This window comes from Chlorobiota bacterium (assembly GCA_016710285.1).
Classification (GTDB): Bacteria; Bacteroidota; Ignavibacteria; order OLB7; family OLB7; genus OLB7.
The window spans coordinates 3167344-3188146 of the sequence record JADJXR010000001.1; the positions used below are offsets into that span (position 1 = coordinate 3167344).

The window sequence follows — 20803 nt, forward strand, 5'->3', positions numbered from 1 at the left end:
CATGATGGTTATTGCACCCTTGCTGCAACGCAGTGTTGTGTTGTTGGCGTTTCTGTGTACGCTTGGCCTGCGCCCGCTGCTTGCCCAGCAGCCGGTGTATGATCCCGAGGGACAGGCCGAACGAATCAAGAAAATCTACGAGGAATCCCGCAACGACCCCAACCGCGACGTCATCAACGAAGACGTCCGGGGGCGGGATGAATGGTTCTTCTATCAACGTGCCTATCCGTTCGACCGCATCCCCGCGAACGGGCGCGGAATGGCCGTGCAGCAAACCCGGGTCATGCAGGAACAACTGCAACATGCTTTGCAGAATGGAGCTGCCAAAAAAGGAGCCACGCTTCTTGGAGCAAAGCAGTGGGAGGAGATCGGTCCATACAACGTGGGGGGGCGCATCCGTGCGATTGCGGTGAACCCGCTGAACACGGACATCATTTTTATCGGCGCGGCGGCCGGCGGCGTGTGGCGTTCAACCGATGGCGGGGCGAACTGGAGCAGCACCTTCGACCAACAAGGCTCCCTTGCCATGGGGGCGATTGCTATAAGCCCAGCCAATCCGCAAATCGTGTACGTGGGAACCGGAGAGAACACCCCGCACCCGATGTCACTGACCGGGGAAGGGCTGTTCAAATCAACCGATGGGGGGGAGACGTGGCAACAGTTGGCACTGACCCAGGTTGGGGCGTTTTCCAAGCTGTACGTCCATCGCCAGCGGCCAAATATCATCTATGCCGCCACCACCCGATCCAACGGCGGGTTCTACAAATCGGTGGATGCGGGCGTTACCTGGACCCGCACGCTAAGCTCCGATGCCTACGACCTTACCGTAAGCCCAACCAACAGCGACGTTCTGCTGGTTAGCACCACCAACAGTATCCATCGTTCGACCGATGGGGGCGAAACATTCACGCGGGTAAGCGGAACCGGAAGTGGATTCGACGGAACCAACGGCAACCGTATCAGCATTGCCATGTCGGCAAGCAACAACAATCGCGTCTATGCCCTGATCTCACGCACGGGCGGTTCGCAAGGGAACAACCTTGCCGATGCCTACTACTCCATTGATGGCGGCGTTACCTGGAAGCTCTCGAAAAAATTCGGCGAATCCTTCTTCCGTACCCAGGGGAACTACAACAACGCCATCGAGGTTCACCCCACGAATCCAGATATCGTCATAGCCTTGGGGATAGATGCTTGGCGCACCACCAATGGTGGAGTTGCTTGGGAGAATAGGACGAACGTTTATACCCAATACCCTCCCTTCTCCGTTGCCCACCCCGATCATCACGTGATCGTCTTCGACCCAAAGAATCCTGACATTCTGCACATCGGCAGCGATGGCGGATACTACCGCTCGGTGGATGGCGCAAACAACTGGAGCCGTATCGGAAACAAGCTACCCATCACCCAGTTTTATGCCATGGATGTTGACCAAAACCGGAACTACCGCGCCTACGGTGGAACCCAGGATAATGGCTCCAACGGAACCGTGGCCGGGACTTCAGGCTTCTCCAAAACTTGGAACGATCTTAGCGGCGGCGATGGCTTCTGGGTGGCGGTTGATAAATCCAACTCCAACCTTGTTTATACCGAAATCTACTACGGCCAAAGAATTTATCGGGTGAACGTGACCACCGGAGCCACCTCGCAGCTGAATGTGAGTGCCCTGCAGAACGACCCCGGCGATTGGTCCACGCCATTGATGATGAGCCCTACCGACCAAGTCACCCTTTACTCCGCCCGGCGCGACTTGTGGCGCACCAGCAACCGCGGAAGCTCCTGGCAGAACCTTGATGTTCCTGGCAACGGCACAGCCTCCACAATGGCCCTTTCACCACACGATGGCGAGCAAATGATGGTTGGGAAAGGGAGCGGCGGGGTCTATTTCTCGGTTGATGACGGCGCAACATGGACTGCATCGAAAGGGCTGCCCAACTTGTACGTCACCGATCTGGTGTATGATCCGGTCAACCCAGCGCGGGTCTATGCCACCTTCAGCGGATATAGCAATCGGCACGTCTATCGTTCCGATGACAAGGGGGCGAACTTTGTTGAGATCACCAACAACCTTCCCAACATTCCGGTGAATGCCATTGAGGTGGACCCGGCCAACAATGGGCATCTGTTTGTTGGGACCGATGTTGGGATGTTCGTAAGCCTTGACACCGGGGCAACGTGGTTCCCCTTCAACGAAGGCTTCCCGCTGACGGTCGTCAACGACCTCCGTATCCATCAAGCAACGCACACCCTTGTGGCCGCCACCTTTGGCCGCTCGATGTTTGCTATCAACATTGATAACCCTGATGTGCAGGGAATCGTGATAAACCCCGCTGGCGGAGCGGTGATTGAAACGCCCGACACCGTGGAAATCCGCTGGGCCGGATTCGAGAGCGAGGTCAAGGTGTTGATAAGCTACGACGGCGGAAGAACGTGGGACACGCTTTCGCAACGCGCCAGCGGAAGCAGCCTAAGCACGCCCCTTCCAATGGCCCGCGCAACGAATGTAAAAATCAAAGTGGTGGAGATTTCCAGCGGGCGCACCGCCGAATCGGGCAGCTTCTCGCTGACGGCCCCGGCCAACACGCAATCGCTGAACCAACGTGGGTTTGTGGCCACGGCCTTAACCGTGCGCAACGGCTATCTGTGGGCTGCCTCGCGCAGCAGCGACACGCTCTACTTCATGAAGCTCCCCTCCATTCTCACCAAAACTCCAATCGTCCGCACCGGGTTCAGCGGGGAGATTCGGGACCTGGCGTACGATGCCGCGACCGATCAGTTTATCGCACTTGTGGCCAATGGCGATTACACCAACCCCGGCATTTGGCGGATGGACACCACCGGCACCGCGCTTGGCCAAATCCCGCTGCCGGAAGGGGTGACGGCAATCAGCGGCATTGACATGACCCCGCAAGGATTGGCACTGATAACCCCGGGAAACCAAGCAACGCTCTATGTGGTGAATCCTTCCAGCGGAAGCGTGGTGGCGCAGTATGGCCAGCTGGAAGGAGCCAACGGCCAGGATCGCCGTTCGCTTGCATGGGACGGGCAAGGATTGATGCAAGGCATCCCAGAAGCGGTTGTGGGAAGCCAGTTCCCAACCCAGCTTCAGCGGCTTGGATTGAATGACCCGCTGACCGTTACCGAAGCAACCCCGGTGATCCTGAACAACCAGCTGAATTTGGAGTTTGTTGGGCTGGCATGGGACAACGGCAACAGCAATGCCGAAAAACGGATATTCTACGCCACCGATACCAACGGCGCGATCTATCGGCTGACCCTGCAAGGGGGGACGGCGATTGGCGCAGCCCCCGCAACCGGCGCGACCGAGGCCGCCACGGTTGCAATCGGCACGGTGACCCCGAATCCCTTCCGCGAAGAAGGGAACATCAGCTTCAGCGTCCGCAATGCCGGGGATATCCAGTTGGAGCTATGGAGTGCCGATGGCCGCCGCGCCGCAACGCTGTTCAGCGGCTGGGTAGAAGCCGGAACGCGCAACCTCAGTTTTAACGTCCACGGCTTGGCCGGCGGGATCTATTACGTGGCGCTTTCCGATGCCAACGGCCACCGCGCCGTCCGCCCAGTGGTGCTGATGCGGTAACGCCCGCAGCGCGTTCTGCATGAAGGGTAGCGGCCCCGACCTCCGTCGGGATTGATAACAGGTCTTTAGCCTGCCCAGTTAAAAGACACCGAAGGGTAGCGGCAGGTCTTTAGCCTGCCCAGTTAAAAGACACCGAAGGCTAAAGACCTTCGGCTACCGGAGCCGCGGCACCAAAAGGTAGCGGCCCCGACCTCCGTCGGGATTGATAACAGGTCTTTAGCCTTCCCAGTAGAAAGGGTAGCGGCAGGTCTTTAGCCTGCCCAGTTAAAAGACACCGAAGGCTAAAGACCTTCGGCTACCGGAGCTGTGACACCGAAGGGTAGCGACCCCGACATCCGTCGGGATTGATAACAGGTCTTTAGCCTGCCCAGTTAAAAGACACCGAAGGCTAAAGACCTTCGGCTACCGGAGCCGCGGCACCAAAAGGTAGCGGCCCCGACATCCGTCGGGATTGATAACAGGTTTTTAGCCTGCCCAGTCAAAAGACACCGAAGGCTAAAGACCTTCGGCTACCCTGACTGAGCCGAAGGCTCAAGTTTTATCACCCACGATCCAGTCGGGGCGGTGTTGGGCACGCTGAAAATGCGTTCCTTCCTTGCCCCGTTTTTTCCTTTCCTTCCTTACCTTGCGCGTTCGTCAACAATGCACGAACGCCAAACAGTACCTGCCCATGACTGCTACTGAAAACAGACTTTACGGCTGCGCCGCTGCGCTGCTGGTGTTGCTCAGTTCAACGCTGGTTGCGCAGCAGCGCACGCCCGTGTTTAACCCCGAAAAAGAGGCCGAGAAGCATCAGAAAATTTTTGAGGAATCGCTGAAAGACCGCAACCGTGAGGAGACCGGAGAGGATGTTCGCGGGCGCGACGAATGGTTCCGGTACCAGCGTGCATACCCGTACGACGTGATCCCAAGCGAGGGGCGCATCCAAGCACTCCAGGAAATGGAGGCGATGCAGCACCAGCTGGCAACGGCGATGAAGAAGCAAGCAACAGCAGGATTCCTTGGGGCAACCGCCTGGACATCCATCGGTCCGTTCAACTCTGGCGGGCGCATCCGCAGTGTGGTGCTGAACCCGTATAACTCGCAGACGATCTTCATTGGCGCGGCTGGCGGTGGTGTCTGGAAAACAATGGATGGAGGGGCGAACTGGTCCACCACGTTCGATAAACAGCCTGCGCTGGTTATGGGGGCAATCGCCATTGACCCAACGGATACCAACACCATCTACGCCGGAACTGGCGAGAACGTGCCGGCCTTCCCGACCTACGAAGGCGAGGGCATCTTCAAATCAAGCGATGGAGGGAATACTTGGGAACCGCTGGGATTGAGTTCGGTGGGGGCATTCAGCAAGATTGCCGTGAACTGGCAAAACCGGAACATCGTCTATGCCGCCGCCGCACGAAGTAATGGCGGATTTTATCGCTCGGACGATGCCGGAAAAACGTGGAATAAGACCTTCAATAACGATCTGTTCGATATGTCGGTCAATGCAAAAAATCCCAACACCCTGATTGTTGCCACCACCAACGGGCTGTATCGCTCAACCGATGGCGGCATTGCTTTCGTTGCGTTGGGTGGATCCAAATTCCCAAACGCCAGCCGGGTTAGCGTGGCCATTTCCCCAAGCGATACCAACCGGGTCTATGCCCTGTTCTCAACATTCGGTGGGCAAGGGGGGAACAACCTTGCGGAGATCTATGTCAGCAAGGATGGCGGAAATGCCTGGACGCTCTCCAAAAAATTTGATGAGCGATTCTTCCGCAATCAGGGCTACTACAACAACTGCATCGAGGTCCATCCCACCAATCCTGAGATTGTGATTGCAGGAGGGATTGACCTTTACCAGACAATCAACGGCGGCGTGGAGTGGGTGAACTTGACGAACAACTACACCGCCTATCCACCCTTCGACGTAACTCATCCGGACCAGCACGTTATTGCGTTCGATCCCATCAACCCCGATGTGGTTCACAATGGAAACGACGGCGGATATTACCGAAGCGATGATGGTGGCAACAACTGGCAACGCTCCGCACTGCTGCCAATCACGCAGTTCTACAAAATGGATGTTGACCAGTCGCGCCCGTACCGCGCCTATGGCGGGTCCCAGGACAACGGAACACATGGAACCTTCAGCGGGAAAACAGAGTTCGGCCAACAGTGGAGATTCATGTCAGGAGGGGATGGCTTCTGGGCCGTGGTGGATTTGAACGTGCCGGACCAAGTCTTCACCGAGTCGCAAAATGGGGAGACGATGTACCTGTTCAACACCAGAACCAACAATCTTCGCTGGTTAAACACCGCGCCGATGGAGAGCGATCCGGGGAATTGGTCCACCCCAATGGCAATGAACCCTGCCGACTACACCACCTTCTACACCGCCCGCACCCAGCTTTGGCGCACCACTAACTACGGCACATCGTGGAGCAGTAATCCTGTGCCTGGGGGGCTTGCTTCAACAATGGCCGTCTCCCCCCACGATGGCGTTTCCATGCTTGTGGGGAAAGGAAGCGGAGGGGTCTATTACTCTTCCGATGATGGCCAAACATGGAAAGCCTGCAAAGGCTTGCCCAACCTGTACGTTACCGATCTGGTGTATGATTTCGGGGTGGAGCATCGGGTGTATGCCACCTTCAGCGGGTACAACCGCCGCCACGTCTATCGCTCCGATGATGACGGGGCCAATTTTGTGGATATCACCAACAACCTCCCCAACATCCCGGTCAATGCCATTGAGGTGGACCCCATCAACAAGGATCGTTTGTTTGTTGGCACCGATATCGGCGTGTTCGTCTCGCTGGATGGCGGCGGAACCTGGTATCCCTTCAGCGAAGGGCTTCCGGTGACGCTGGTGTTCGATCTGAAAATTCACCGCGACAGCCGAACCCTCGTGGCCGCAACCTTTGGCCGCTCCATGTTCCAAATCAGCATCGAAAACCCACAGGTGCAGCCACTGCTGGTTGCCCCAGCCGGAGGAGAGGTGATCGAAACCCCCAGCGAGCTTACCGTCTCATGGCTTGGTTTTACGAAGAACGTCCAGATTCTTATCAGCTACGATGGCGGCAGAACCTGGGAAACCGTGGCGGATGATGTCGCCGGAAACTCCACAAAGGTCCAGCTGCCGTTGGCGCGCGCAACCAACGCAAAAGTGAAAGTGATTGAGAAGGAGAGCGGAAGAACAGTGGAATCCCTTTTCTTCACGCTGACCGCTGCGGCCAACACCCAATCGCTGAACCAACGCGGGTTTGTTGCGCAGGCGTTGGCCATTCGCCACGGCTATCTATGGGCCAGCACTCGCGGAAGCGACACCATCTACCGGATGAAGCTCCCCTCAATCCTCACCAAAATTCCGATCGTTCGTACAGGCTTCACGGGTGAGATTCGGGACCTTGCATGGGACCCGGCTGCCGACCAATTCTACGTGCTGGTCTCCGATTCCGATTTCTCCAATCCCCAAGTTTGGCGAATGGACACCACCGGGGCGGCTGCCGGGAGCATCACCCTTCCCGAGGAGGCCGTGCGGATCAGCGGCATTGAGATCACCCCGGAAGGCTTGGCATTGATAACCCCAGGAACCGCTGCGCAACTGTTTGTTCTGGACCCAACCACGGGAACAGTGCTTGCGCAGCGCGGCCCGTTGCAAGGGGCCGTTGGGGGCGATCGCCGCTCGCTGGCATGGGACGGGCAAGGGCTGACGCAAGGGATACCGGAGGCCGCCCCTGGAACCGATTTCCCCACGCAGATCCAGCAGCTGCGGAGCGTTGCGCCGTTCGCAGTAACGAACGCCACGCCGGTGATTATCAACAACGTGACGGTTCTGCAGCTGGTTGGGCTAACCTTCGATTCCGCCAACAGCGACGCGGCAAAGCGACTTTTTTACGCCACCGACACCGCCGGGGCAATCTACCGCATCAGCCTCCCCCAAGCGATTGTCACCGGCGCACCGATCGCGGAAGAAAACTTTGCGACAAGCGCGGCGCTCTCCATCCGGCAAATCCTCCCCAATCCGGTGCGTGGCAATGCGCAACTCCGTTTCTGGGTGGCGAACGCCGGGGAAATCTCGGTCGGCATCTGGAACGCAAATGGTGAGCAGGTGGCCAAAGTGTTTGAAGGAAAAATCGAGGCAGGCGAGCGGGAGCTAACGGTGAACACACAGGGGCTTGCTGGCGGCCTCTACTACGTTGCCCTCTCGAACGCCAACGGCGATCGGGAAATCCAGCCGATTGTTGTGCTGCGGTAAGCAGAGTCAAACCACGGTCAAATCACAGTCGAACCACCTGCGGGATCATCCACGCAGCGATTCCCACAGCGGCAAGCTGAATCTTCCATTGGAAGGTTGCTTGCCGCTATTTTTTTTGCCGCACCACCATCCATGTGTCCATGTCGGGAATTCAGGATTGAAGCCAGCATAGCATAAAATTCGTTGGCCATTAACTTTCCAGCCTCCGTTGTGTTCTTGGGATTCCAATCTTGGAAATCTATCACGGCCAACCAACGTGTCATTGATGCCACGGCAAAAAATTATCCTGTACAACCCGAAGTCCGTTTTCTTTACGATGCCGCTTGGCTTAATGGCGGTTGCTTCTGCGCTTGACCGCAGCCGTTATGATGTCCAGATTATTGATGGCCGACGCGTGGTGGAAATGGCGGAGGAATTTCTGCGCCGCGGTCTGTGGTTTACGTGGACGGCAACCATGAGGGCAGATCAGGGAAGCCGATTATCGGATCAGGCGTTGCAGAACTGCGTGCGTGCCGGGTTGCGTTGGCTGATGGTTGGTGTTGAATCGGGATCGCAAGAGATGCTGGAGTATTTGAAGAAGGATGTGAAGATCGAGCAAATTCTTGCGATTGCTGAGCGGTGCGCCAAGCATGGAATTCAATGCGTGTTTCCCCATATCGTTGGCTTCCCGGGGGAAACCGATGCAAGCATCCCTCTGGAAAAAGCAATTATCGAGCGATTAAAACCTTTGCCCAAAATTTCCTGATCTCAACAAAGCAATAAACCGCCAACTGATAATTCCCCGATAATGATCCTTTCTACCGACATACTTCTCCACGAGCCAGTGCTTCGCACGTTGGCGTATTATGACCTGTTCGACTACCCGCTGACAACCTCGGAGATTTATACATTTCTTCCACTTGGAAATATCCAGGAAGGGGAGCTTGCTGGCGTGCTATCTACGATGAAGATGGATGGCCGAATTAGCGAACACAACGGATACTGGTTCCTGCCGCACCGCTCGGCAGCGTCCGTTGATCGGCGAAAAGCTATGGAAAAGGGAGGGGAGCGGATGTGGAAAATCGCGAAAACAGTGGCGAAATATATGCGCCACGTTCCATTTGTCAGAGGGGTGTTTGTCAGCGGCCAGCTGTGCCGGTATATCGCCGACAAAAACAGCGATATTGATTACTTCATCGTCACCCAGCCAAATCGGCTTTGGATTGTTCGGTGCATATTCGTGCTGTTCCGGCGAGTGGTGCTGTTGAATAATCGCAAATATTTCTGCGTGAATTATTACGTCACCAGCGATAACCTGAAAATTCGCGAACGGAATCCGTATGTGGCTTGCGAAGTAGCTTCCGTAAAGCCGTTGTATAACCGCGAGATGTTCAACCAATTCATGCAGGAGAACACGTGGATTAGCGATTATTTTCCGAATTTTTCCATGAGCAGAATTGATTGCCGCGATGAAGAATTGCCCCAAAGCCGCTTCCAAAAAATCTTGGAATCGTTTATCCCAAATGCCGTTGCTTCTTGGGTGGATGTTCGCTTGATGAAGTTCACCCGCTCATTCTGGCAATGGAAATTTCCAACACATTCCCAACGCGCCCACGAAATTTCGCTGCGTACCCGCCGCAACGAATCCCGCGCCCACCCGAACGATGTCTCGGCAACGATTTTGCAGAAATACTACGAAGGCTTGCGCCGGTATGGAGTGCTAAAAGGATAGCGCGTGCGGTTTCATTTTTTTTGCCAGAACAACATAAAAAAATCCCGAAATGACGACACTGTTCACACACAGCTATTTCCTGCGTTTCGACCCAAAGGAGTACAAGGCGATGATGCCCTACCCTCCGCTGGGGACGTTATACGCGGCGGCTGTTGCGCGGGATGCCGGGCATGATGTTGCGCTGTTTGATGCGATGCTGGCTGACTCCGAAGAAGAAATTGAGGCGCATATTCTGGCAACCCGCCCCGAGGTGGTTGTTATTTACGACGACGATTTTAATTACCTCACCAAAATGTGCCTGACCCGAATGCGGGAGGCCGCGTGCAGGATGGCGGCGATTGCTAAACAGCATGGTTGTGCGGTGATTGTTCATGGTTCGGACCCCACCGATCATTTCCACACCTACTTTGATGCCGGGGCCGATGCAATTTTGCTGGGCGAGTCCGAAATAACGCTGAAAGAAGTCTTGGAATATCTGGCCGAAACAACGGAACGCCCGATGACTGAAATTGCCGGAGTGGTTGTTCGCAATGCAAATGGGGAAATCGTTCAGGGACCGCGGCGGGGGGCGTTGCGCGATTTGGATCAGCTCCCATTTCCGGCACGCGACCTTGTGGATATTGATCGCTACCGGGCAATTTGGACCGAACGTCACGGCTATTTTTCGCTGAATATCGCCACCACTCGCGGCTGCCCGTTCCATTGCAACTGGTGCGCAAAACCGCTGTACGGCCAAAGCTATTCGTCACACTCGCCGGAGCGTGTGGCAGCGGAAATGGAGCTGCTGAAAAAAACTTGGAACCCCGACCACCTCTGGATTTGCGATGACATTTTTGGGCTGAAACCAGGCTGGATGGAAACGTTCGCCAACCAGGTGCAACGCCGCAACGCCGCAATCCCATTCAAGTGCCTAAGCCGTGCGGATTTGCTGCTGCGCGGGAACACCATTGGCTTGCTGCAACGCGCCGGATGCCGTACCGTCTGGATGGGGGCCGAATCTGGTTCGCAGAAGGTGCTGGACGCAATGGAGAAAGGGACGACCATCCAGCAGATTGAGGAAGCCACAAGGAAATTGCGGGGGGCAGGAATTCACGTTGGATATTTCTTGCAGTTCGGTTATCCGGGGGAGGGGAAGCAAGAAATTGCCGACACGCTGGCGATGGTCCAAAAGAATTTGCCGGATGAAATCGGCATCTCCGTCTCCTACCCGCTTCCAGGAACGCCGTTCTACCAGCGGGTGAAAGCGCAGATGAAGGGGCAGCAGAATTGGAGGGAAAGCGCGGACCTTGCAATGATGTTCCAGGGGGCGTTCAGCACTCAGTTTTACCGCAGGCTGGCGGCATACGTTCATAAAAAACACCGCTTGTGGCTGGGCCTGCGGTTGCTGCGGGCATTGGCGCAGAAACGGGGGGATGCAACCCACCGAATCCCGTTCCGGCGTGCGTTGCTTGCCCCGTACTACGCGATTGGAGCGTTGCTGCTGCTCCCTCAGCTTCGTTTCCACCAGCAAGCCAACCGCCTGCCGAAGCTCCAGCCGCCGCGCCCTGCGGCTGAGCTTCGATAGCTGCTGTGTACGCCAGCAAGCGGGCTTGATAGATTGCTTCTTCACCACGGCCAATCGGCTTGAACAAAAGCCCCGGCGCAACCACACCATCACCAACCACCATGAAAATACCCTGAATCAAGGGCTTGTATCCAAATGTCAGTTGCGTATATTCGGCGCGGTACACCTTCTGTGGGATACCCCTCTTTGGTGCTTCTTCTGGCTTCGTCTTGCCATGCGGCTTTTCCAGGCAGCATATCAGCAGGCGGGTCCCCGACCTCACGATTAGCGTTTCTGCATGTAGCGATTGATACTACTCACCAAAACAACGTGCCGATGATGACAAGGCTACTGCTTGTTGCTGCGTTCCTGCTGTTGATTGGAATGCCCGCTTCTTTGCGTGCGCAATTGCGTGAGAAAGGGGGGCCATCGCTGCTGGGGTCGAATGCTGAGGGAACCCATTTCATGGTTGGGTTTATGCAGAATGAGACTGATGTCTGCATGAAACGCTCCATCTACCGCGTTATCTCCATTGCCTCGCGATTCCAAACAGAGGTCACGATCCGCTTCCCCGATCGCACCGTCATCAAAAGAACGGTCCCTGCTTTTCAGGTGTTCGAGCAAACGGTGCCGGAGTACTTTGAGTGCATCGGCGAAGGCGTTTTTGATTTGGGGATCGAGATCACTAGCACCGAGCCTATCTCCGTCTATTGCTACAACAGCCGCTACCTCACTTCCGATGGCTACATGGCGCTCCCGATAAGCTCCTGGGGAACCCAGTATGTTAGTGCCAACTACTACCTTGACCATTACACCCCTTCCGATCCCACCGACGATTACGACCAATACCTTTGCGACAAAGCTCCACGCGGCGGTGAGTTCGCAGTGATTGCTGCCGAGGAGACGGTGGTCAGCGTCTATCCAAAAACCAAAACAGTGACCGCGCAGGCTGCCGGGGTGATGTTCCAGCGGGTGCTGCAGAAAGGGGACATCTTGCAGGTGCAGGATGGCGGAACCGTTCGGGGCGGGACCGACCTTACCGGCTCGATCATCATTGCCGATAAGCCCGTTGGGGTGCTAAGCGGCCACATCCGCGCCGGCATCCCAACCCAGTTCGACACCAAGGACCACTTGATTGAGATGCTCCCCCCGCGCGAGATGCTGAGCACCGAACATATCCTTATTCCATTCGGCGGGCGTAACGGCGGCGATGTTGTTCGCGTGATTGCCTCCGAGCCAGGAACCACCAATGTTTCGGTTACGGTGGAGGGTGTTGAGGTGAAAACGTTCGCGCTTGCGGGAATGGGGGAGTGGGGGGAATATGAGCTGGAGCGGGCCACGGTTATCACCAGCGATAAGCCGATACTGGTGACGCAATACTCCAAGTCGAGCGGAGCCGATCCCGAGAACGTCAATCGCCCGCCGAACACTCCGCTCCCTCATCCGTTCGACCCCGACATGATGGTCATCACCCCAACGGACCAATACGTGAACGCCGCGGTCTTCCAGACGCTGCCGAACAGAAGCTCAAGCGATATCCGCGTTGCCAACCAGTTCGATTATCACTACCTCACCATTGTTGCCGAGCAGGAGAGCTTCGGCACCATCCAGCTGGACAATGGCCGCCTTGCCGACCATCCTGGCTTTGTTACCGGAAACGTGATCGGCGCGGCGCGGCCCTACTTGTGGGCAACCGTCCGCATCAGCGACGGGCAAACCCACGTGCTGACCAGCGATGGATTGTTTAGCGGCTTTATTTATGGCCTGGGTGAGTTCGATTCCTACGCTTGGCCGATCGGTTCCGGAATGCGGCGGTTGGGGCAGATAGATACCAAATCGCCGTCGTTCGCCACGCAGCAGAAGTGCGACCAATTCACGGTTCGTGTGGCCGATAGCGGGATCACGGAAAGCGGATTGCAGAAAGTCTGGCTGGTGGATTCCGCCTCCAGCAACGTCCGATTCCAGGGGAGCCTGCTGATCCATGGGGATGACTTCAACAACTCCACCGTCACCACGATTGACCCGGCACTTCCCGGAAAAGCACAGGTGGTTGCCATGGACCTGCAAGGAAATCTTGACACGTTCAATTTGGTCCTTCCGGTGCTTGCCCCAACGTTCTCCAGCGACTCCCTCCTCTTTGCCGATGTCCCTCCAGGAATCCTTCACACGCGGAGCTTCACGCTGACGAACTCCACCGGCAACCCAATGCAGATTGACAGCGTGGGGTTGGTGGTGAATCGTGAGTTCATCCTTGCGTCGGGATACCAAGGGGCGGTGTTGCAGGCGGACCAATCGCTTCCCATCACCGTCACCTTCAAGTCCGACGAAGTGCAAGATTTTGCCGACACGGTGCTGGTCGGTGCCAACTGCCGGGTCTTCCGCCTTCCGGTTGCGGCGCAGATGCCGTTGCCGCAAATCTCCACCGAAGATTTGGAGTACTACGGCGTTCGTGCCGGGCGCGCCAAAACCATGCGGCTGCGGGTTTGGAACCCGGGCGTTAGCACGCTGAAAATTGATAGCGTGGTGATGTCGCCCGGCGTGTTCAGCAACATGACCGGGAAGAACACACCGTTTTTGCTGGATGCCGGAAAGGACTCATCGTTCCAGATTCGTTTTATCCCACCATCCACCGGCGATTTCACCGGATCCGTCACCTTCCACAGCACCGCAGGGATTGCGATTGCACGGCTGCACGGGGTGGGGCTGTATCCAAAGTTGGAGATTGGCGGGTGGGATTTTGGAAAGATTCAAGTGGGGGATACCGGAATGGCGCGGCTCCCAATCGTGAACAGCGGAACGGATACGGCGTTTGTCACCGGCATCACCATTGCCGAGGCCGCAATATTCCCCGCCCCGGCGGCCAGATTCCGCGACACCTTGCTGGTTGGCGACACAACGTGGGTTGATGTTGCCTTCGTTCCGCAGGCCCAGGCGGAGTACCGTTCGGCGGTGTTCCTAAACAACGATGACGGGCTGGAGGCCACGAACACCTTGCTTGGAAGCGGGTATATCTTGGCGGCCACGATTGACGGCTACGACTGGAAGGAACGCTGGGTCGGTTCGGTGCACGACACGCTGGTGCTTCTGCGAAACACCGCGCGCGAGCCGGTCACGATCAGCCGCGTCTGGATTGACGCTGGCGATACGGGTGACTTCGAGGCCGAACCACTTCTTGTTCCCCTCACGCTCGACTCCGGCGAAACCGCTCCGGTTTCCGTGCGATTCAGCCCGCTGATGGCTGGCCACCGCGAGGCCGTGATTGCTGCCCAAACCGATTCGCGCCAGACCCCGATCATCACCAACACCTTGCAAGGCTTTGGATTGATTGCGTTGGCCAGCGATCAGTTGGAGTGGGACAGCAGCGAAAGCTACTCCTGCGACACACGCACCGGCTGGCTGACGATCCACAACGACGGCAACACGCCGCTGACCATTGCCGACATCCAGCTTGCCAGTAATCCTTCCATTGCCACGGCGATGCTTCCTGCGGCGGGGACGATCATTCCGGTGGGGGGGGATATCACGGTGGCGTTCTCCGTTCCGTTCGATGGCTTTGCCGACACGGTGACGGGCCAGCTAACATGGAGTTATCAGGAAATCCCGGGAACGTTTGCGCGGCAATTTGGCGTGCGGTCGCGTCCGCAGCGGATGGCAATCCGGACAATTCCTCCGGCGGTGGTTCCAAATGGCGGCAACTTCAGTATCATTGTGGCGGTGGACAGCCTTTACTGGGAGAAACTTCCCATCAGCCAGGCCACCGTGACGGTTTCCTACAACCCACGAATGGCGATGTTCAACCGCGCAAGCTGGGATGCGTTGGTGGCCGATGCGTCCAAGCCCCTTGATGCCGATTGGGTTCCCGCCGGCGCGCCAACGGTTGACACTTCGGGACTGCTGACCCTTCGGCTGAAGCCACGCAACGGCGCAACGGCATATCTTGACGGCGCGGTGCTTCTTCCCATCCCGTTCCATATTTTTATTGCCGAGGATATGGCCGACACGTTTACGGTGACGATGACTGCGGGACCTTCGGCCTGTGCAAGCCCGGCGGTCACGACAATCCCCTACCGGGTGGATAGCATCTGCGGGTTGTCGCATCGGCTGTTCTATTTTACCGGCAACCCCTACGCGCTGAAGCAAAGCATCCCGAACCCGGCAACGCATACTGCCCAGATTGAGTTCACCCTTGCGATGGACTCGGAAACAAAACTGGAGATTTTTGCCGCCGATGGCCGCCCTGCGATTGTCCCGATTGATGGATATTTGCGGGCCGGAGACTACCGTTTAACGGTGGATGCAAGCGGGTTAAGCAGTGGCACGTACTACTATCGCCTGACCTCCGGAGAATTTTCTTCGGTTCGGCAGATGGTAATCCGCCGCTGATGTTGTAACTTCGGTTCCTTCACGGAGGTCTTGATAACTGCCAGTGCCATTCGTCCAACCTTGCGGCCCCTGTCTGTGGGTTGCAACATTGGTAGTTCTTACGTTCGCGTTCTAACCAAACAATCCATATCAACTGCTGGAGAACCTTCCCTATGAAATTTCTTTCCGCTACGCTCTGCGCGTTGGCCATTGGTGTGACCATCGGTAGCGAAGCCACACTTGCGCAAGGGTCCAACCCGCTGGATCCGACGGTTCCGCGCTCGCAAGTGCTGGTGGGGCCAACCGTTGGCATTACCCGCAATTACCACACCGGTGGCTTCCGTACGATTGATGACCCCAACTGCCCAATCTTCGAGCAAGGTTCCGGCTGGGGTTTCTTGGTGGGAATGACTGCCGAGTTCCAACCGTCGCCGAACTGGAGCATTATCCCACGGATTTGCTACGACACCCGCCCGGGCCAGTTCACCCAGAACCTTCCCGATGCACAAGTGCTGCTGCCAAACGCCACCCAGCCGGTGAATCAAACGGTGGAAACCTCCTCCGACATCACCTACAGCCTGCTGACGGCCGAGGTGTTGTACAAGTACGAAATCGCCAAAATCACCAAAGGGCTGCGCCTAAGCGTGCAGGCCGGACCGGTGTTCGGCTACGTGCTTGGGGGGAAGAACCGCCAGGTGCAAGATTTGATCGAGCCGCAAAACGCACGGTTCGTGAACCCAGACCAGTTGCCAGAAGAGAACAACGGCCGCCGGCTGATCCTGTTCGATGGTGATATCCCTGAGCGTGAGTCCATCCGCTTCTCGCTGAAGGCTGGCGCGGCGGTGGAGGTCGGGTTGTTCGGGAATGCCTGGATTATGTGCCCGGGCGTTTTCTACGACTACGGCCTAACCCAGGTCACCAAAGCCGAGAACTGGAACCTGAACAGCATCCTGTTCCAAGTGGATTTCCGTCGCGCATTCTAAACCCACTCCGTCGCGATTGGCATTGCAATCGCTGGGGCATCGCTTCCCGATGTCCCAGCGATTTTTTTTTATCCATTCTGCATTCTCCGCTGCGACACTCACCCCATTGCGGAATCTTATTCGGCAGGCCGCCAAGCGTGCTGCCATTTGGCGCAACGGCTTGGCCCGTTCAACCAATCATCAAAAAAGGTCCTTGCCATGAACCGTCCCCTTGCTTCTCTGCTGCTGTTGGGTGGAGTGTTCTTGTTGGAAGGAGCCAGCGGCCTGCTGGCGCAACGCTCGTACTCTACCGCTCCCAACCCGCTTGATCCCAACGTTCCCCGCTCGCAAATTGTTGTTGGCCCCACCGTTGGCGTAACCCGAAACTGGCACACCGGCGGCTTCCGCACTATTGATGAACCAAACTGCCCAACCTTTGAACAAGGCGCGGGGTGGGGCGTGCTGGCGGGGCTGACTGCGGAGTATCAAACCCCGTGGAATTGGACCGTGGTGGGGCGCGTAAGCTACCAAACCCGCCCGGGTTCCTTCCGCCAATATCTTCCCGATGCCGAGGTAATACTGCCAAGCAGCCAAACCTCAACCACCCAAACTGTGCGGACCGATGCCACCATCACCTACAACCTTGTGGCTGCCGAGCTTGCCTACAACCACCGCGTTGCACGCCTTGCAAAAGGGGTGTTCCTCAACGTGGAGGCGGGGCCAGCGTTTAGCGTTGTTCTGGGGGGAAGCAATCGGCAGGTGCAAGATTTGATCGAGCCGCAAAACGCACGGTTCGTGAACCCGGATCGGTTGCCCGAGGAGAACAACGGCCGCCGGCTGATCCTGTTCGATGGCCAAATCCCGGGGCGGAATTCGACCCGATTCTCGATGAAAGGTGGGGTGCAGTTGGAGGTGGGCCTGTTCGGGAACGATTGGATTATGTACCCGGGCATCTACTTCGACTACGGCCTAAGCCGCGTCACGAACAACGAGAATTGGAACCTGAACACCGCCATGTTCCAAGTGGATTTCCGCCACGCGTTCTGATCCGCCGTGGCGCGGTGTCAGGGTGGTGAACATGGGGGAGTGGGTGGCGTGCCCTATTTGGCAAGCCGCCACCGTGCGCCGGAAACAATCATCAATCATCTCTCCATTTCTACAATGAACACGTTTCTTCGCTTGCTTTCTGTTTGGATTGCTGCCACGGCAGCCGCCATTGCCCAAGCACCCTCGGGTGATATTCCCCTTTGCGATCCGCCGATGCCACGGTGGCACGTTGGGCCAACGAGCGCGCTGCTGCTGAACTCACACCCCGGGGCCAACGGAGCGGGAAACCCCGGGGAGCCGGAACAACGGATGGGGTTCGCCCTGGGAATCGGGGCGGGGTATGACCTTACCAGCGAATTCGAAATCAGCGGGCGATTGGAGTACCGCTCGATGCCCGGGCGGGTGGTGTATCCCGTGGAATCATTCATTATTCTACCAAGCAGTGTTGAACCGCACCTCTTGGTGGTGACAACCACAACCGACATCCCTCAATTTCGTGCAGTTGATCTTGCGCTATCGGCTGCGTTCAAGCCTCGTTTGTTGAGGCGGTTGTCGGGGATGGTGGCTGTGGGGGCGTTCCTCCGCAGTGCGCTGGAAGGAACGCACTCCCAGTTTATTGATTTCCCTGATGGAGGCAAGCCGATCAATCCCGCAGGATTTCCAACCGAGCACAACGGGCAGCGATTGATCCTGAAGCCATACCAAGAAATTTCGGATTTGAACAAGGTGGGGGGTGGAGTTACTGGGGGAATCGGGGTTCAGTATCGCTACGGCAGCACCCGAATCATTCCGGCAATTTGGTACGACCACTCCCTAACGAACGTCACCAGCAGCGCGGAAGAAGATGGCTGGCGCGTGCACTCGCTGGCGTTTCGGGTGGATGTTCGGATGGAGTTGTAAACCAAGCATCATCAACAAAAAAATCTATGAAACAGTTACTTCTTTCAGCCTTGCTTCTCTGCTTCGGAAGCACCTCCATGATGGTGGCGCAGAGTGATGTGGGGAAGGAACTCACCGATCCCCCAAAGCCAGCATTCGTTCTGGGGATCACTGGCGGGTTGCTCCGCAGCAGCCACACCGGTGGGGGAATCACCGGCGGTGCCGACACCATCCGAACCGTTGCCGTGGGGAAGGTGGGGTTCAGCGTGGGGTTGGTTGCGGAGCAATCGTTCGGCCAATGGTTGAGCTTGGGCGGACGCTTGGAATACCGGTCCATGCCCGGTGCCATCTACCAAGCTCCCCCTGGCGTTGAAGTGCTTCTTCCCGAATCTGGCGTAATGGTGATTGACACCGTTACCACCTCCATTCTGGAGTATCAGAATCTGAGTGCGGAGCTTACGGCGGTTGCCCGCCCGCTGCAGCTGGCCAGCGGAGTGACGCTGCTGTGCGGGGCCGGAGCTTCAATCGCCACACCCCTGAATGGGAAACGAACCCGCTACCGTGGCCACGTCAGCTACCCACAAAGCACGCCGTTGGAGGAAGCCGCCGCAGCGCAGCAGGAGGGGGGAAATCATGCAATGCTAAGCAATGAGGAGCCGCTCCCGATGCTTCAAGATTTCCGCTTCGGCGTTGTTGGCACGGTTGGGGTTCGGCTTGAATGTGGCGGGACCTCCATCACCCCCAACATCAGCTACGACCACTCCCTAACCAACGTCACCAGCAGCGCGGAAGAAGATGGCTGGCGCGTGCACTCGCTGGCGTTTCGGGTGGATGTTCGGATGGAGTTGTAAGGCCGGATTAAAAGGCCAGATTGAAAGACGGGATTGAAAAGTAGGATTGAAAGGGGAGCGGGGCATCGCATCGGCCAACCGTTACGAGCTGAGGAGTTGAGCGAGGCGATACCGTCCCCTTTTCGTTCTGCTTTTGCTTTAGGGGGGAGGGCATATCATCAGGTATGCCCTCCCTTGCTGTTTGCGTTCTCACAACCCCGTCATCACCTTACTCTGTTTGAACTCCCCGCTGCCGTTGCTGACGGTAAGTTGGAACAGGTAGTTCCCTGCCGGAAGCTGCTCGCTTTTTTGCCAAGAGATGGCATGGTCGCCCGCCTCCAATCCACCACCATACACGCTTGCCACTTTTTTCCCGGATAGATCGAACACCTCAAGGTTCACCTGCGAGGCTTGCGCCAGATTGAAGTGGAATGCGGTTGCTCCATGGAACGGATTCGGGGAGTTCTGCTGAAGTTTGAATTGCCCTCCGGTCTCCGGCTCAAGGTTGATAACCCCCGATTTCGGCGCGTTCATGCCAACGGTCAGGGTTCCAATGTAGCCACCGGTGGCGGCGTTTTCGGTGATGGTCAGCATCTCATACTGCGTGTTGCTCATGTCGCTAAAGATGCCGTCGGCGGCGTTGGTTGTGCTGTTCTGTCCTTTCTCAACATACAGCGGAGTTTTGTACACCGCTTCGGTGATGGCTTCGGGGAAGGCCATTTGGCTGGTGGCACTCAGCACCGAGTTTAGGAAGACCTCAAAATGGATATGCGTTGCGCGCCCGTTGTACCAGCCTGGATAGACCGTGTGGAACTCCACTTGGCCATTGCTGTCGGTCAGCTGAATCCCCCGCATGAAGGTCTGCCCCACGGTGTTGACCCCTGGCTGCTGGAAACCGGAATAGACCCCATCTTTATTGGTCTGCCAAATATCCACCCGTGCGTTCGCGATTGGTCGGCAGTCATCGTTGATGTTCACAATCGTTAGGCGAATTGTTAGTGGCATTCCGGGCAGCCCTTCGGTGATGTCTTGGCGGAATTTGGTGGAGTCTTTGCTCAGGTCCAACGGGTAGGGGCCTCGGGTTTCTTGGGGGATCAACACACAGTCGGCTCCGGACGGAAGTGCGGCCTTGCCCGTTGGTGCGGTGTTCGTTTGTGGCGTGTCGGCGCAGGCTACCGGCAACGGCAATACCACGCTGGCGCTTGCCACCCCAACGGCTTTCAGAAATTCGCTTCGTTTCATGGTTGTTGGTTGGATTAACTGTGAGTTCCCGGCGTGCTGCGTTGGTTCGGATGTGTGCAGCAACCGCGTAATCGAAATGAGGGGGCTGCCTGCAGTTCGGTCACGGAAAAATATGTAATAAATGCCGCAGGTATAGGTCCACCAGGGCAATCTGCCTTGATTCTTCGAAGAAGATTTTTCCCGCCGCTGTTACTTCTCACTACCTGACGCAAACCGTGGGGATCGTTATTTTCATTCTTAGTGATTGATGGACGCTGCCGGTCTGTCACTATACTATCACCATATACTATCACCATACTGTGGTGAATCGTCAACGCGGTGGTTCATCATGGCAATGGATGATATGGGGAATGGCGATTGGCAATCGCGCAAGTGAAGGGGGGATTTCC

Annotated in this window: 11 protein-coding genes; 10 read left to right on the forward strand and 1 reads right to left on the reverse strand. The window is 56.9% G+C overall.

The features are described from left to right. Nucleotide 1: 1 nt before the first annotated feature. From IPM61_11585 to IPM61_11630, 10 genes are all read left to right on the forward strand, one after another. Entirely contained in the window at nucleotides 2-3598 is a 3597-nt protein-coding gene (locus tag IPM61_11585; GenBank protein MBK8911957.1) for a hypothetical protein, read from the forward strand. Between the two features lie 670 nt (nucleotides 3599-4268). Continuing rightward, on the forward strand, nucleotides 4269-7838 hold the full coding sequence (locus IPM61_11590) for a hypothetical protein (GenBank protein ID MBK8911958.1): 3570 nt from the start codon (nucleotides 4269-4271) through the stop codon (nucleotides 7836-7838). A 265-nt stretch (nucleotides 7839-8103) separates the two neighbouring features. After that, complete coding sequence (locus IPM61_11595) at nucleotides 8104-8583, forward strand: radical SAM protein (protein MBK8911959.1); 480 nt, start codon at nucleotides 8104-8106, stop codon at nucleotides 8581-8583. A 42-nt stretch (nucleotides 8584-8625) separates the two neighbouring features. After that, complete coding sequence (locus IPM61_11600) at nucleotides 8626-9549, forward strand: hypothetical protein (GenBank protein MBK8911960.1); 924 nt, start codon at nucleotides 8626-8628, stop codon at nucleotides 9547-9549. Nucleotides 9550-9598: 49 nt separating this feature from the next. Next, the gene (locus tag IPM61_11605; protein ID MBK8911961.1) at nucleotides 9599-11113 is read left to right on the forward strand and encodes a B12-binding domain-containing radical SAM protein; all 1515 of its coding nucleotides are present in this window, start codon (nucleotides 9599-9601) and stop codon (nucleotides 11111-11113) included. Between the two features lie 315 nt (nucleotides 11114-11428). Next, complete coding sequence (locus IPM61_11610; protein ID MBK8911962.1) at nucleotides 11429-15475, forward strand: choice-of-anchor D domain-containing protein; 4047 nt, start codon at nucleotides 11429-11431, stop codon at nucleotides 15473-15475. A 152-nt stretch (nucleotides 15476-15627) separates the two neighbouring features. Beyond that, nucleotides 15628-16437 carry a PorT family protein gene (locus IPM61_11615; protein ID MBK8911963.1) on the forward strand — a complete coding sequence of 270 codons (810 nt, stop codon included), beginning with the start codon at nucleotides 15628-15630 and terminating at the stop codon, nucleotides 16435-16437. Between the two features lie 198 nt (nucleotides 16438-16635). Continuing rightward, nucleotides 16636-17463: a hypothetical protein gene (locus IPM61_11620; protein MBK8911964.1), complete on the forward strand. Its 828-nt coding sequence runs from the start codon at nucleotides 16636-16638 to the stop codon at nucleotides 17461-17463. A 114-nt stretch (nucleotides 17464-17577) separates the two neighbouring features. Next, nucleotides 17578-18363, forward strand: a complete 786-nt coding sequence (locus tag IPM61_11625) for a hypothetical protein (GenBank protein ID MBK8911965.1) — start codon at nucleotides 17578-17580, stop codon at nucleotides 18361-18363. A gap of 26 nt (nucleotides 18364-18389) precedes the next feature. Beyond that, nucleotides 18390-19193, forward strand: a complete 804-nt coding sequence (locus IPM61_11630; protein MBK8911966.1) for a hypothetical protein — start codon at nucleotides 18390-18392, stop codon at nucleotides 19191-19193. 189 nt (nucleotides 19194-19382) lie between these two features. On the opposite strand, the gene IPM61_11635 is transcribed toward IPM61_11630, so the two are convergent. Beyond that, a complete protein-coding gene (locus tag IPM61_11635; GenBank protein ID MBK8911967.1) occupies nucleotides 19383-20414 on the reverse strand; it encodes a T9SS type A sorting domain-containing protein in 1032 nt (343 codons plus the stop codon). Nucleotides 20415-20803 lie beyond the last annotated feature (389 nt).

Coding starts and splice junctions, on each gene's coding strand:
- IPM61_11585 (MBK8911957.1), top strand. CDS start 2: ATGATGGTTATTGCACCCTTGCTGCAACGCAGTGTTGTGTTGTTGGCG.
- IPM61_11590 (MBK8911958.1), top strand. CDS start 4,269: ATGACTGCTACTGAAAACAGACTTTACGGCTGCGCCGCTGCGCTGCTG.
- IPM61_11595 (MBK8911959.1), top strand. CDS start 8,104: ATGCCACGGCAAAAAATTATCCTGTACAACCCGAAGTCCGTTTTCTTT.
- IPM61_11600 (MBK8911960.1), top strand. CDS start 8,626: ATGATCCTTTCTACCGACATACTTCTCCACGAGCCAGTGCTTCGCACG.
- IPM61_11605 (MBK8911961.1), top strand. CDS start 9,599: ATGACGACACTGTTCACACACAGCTATTTCCTGCGTTTCGACCCAAAG.
- IPM61_11610 (MBK8911962.1), top strand. CDS start 11,429: ATGATGACAAGGCTACTGCTTGTTGCTGCGTTCCTGCTGTTGATTGGA.
- IPM61_11615 (MBK8911963.1), top strand. CDS start 15,628: ATGAAATTTCTTTCCGCTACGCTCTGCGCGTTGGCCATTGGTGTGACC.
- IPM61_11620 (MBK8911964.1), top strand. CDS start 16,636: ATGAACCGTCCCCTTGCTTCTCTGCTGCTGTTGGGTGGAGTGTTCTTG.
- IPM61_11625 (MBK8911965.1), top strand. CDS start 17,578: ATGAACACGTTTCTTCGCTTGCTTTCTGTTTGGATTGCTGCCACGGCA.
- IPM61_11630 (MBK8911966.1), top strand. CDS start 18,390: ATGAAACAGTTACTTCTTTCAGCCTTGCTTCTCTGCTTCGGAAGCACC.
- IPM61_11635 (MBK8911967.1), bottom strand. CDS start 20,414: ATGAAACGAAGCGAATTTCTGAAAGCCGTTGGGGTGGCAAGCGCCAGC.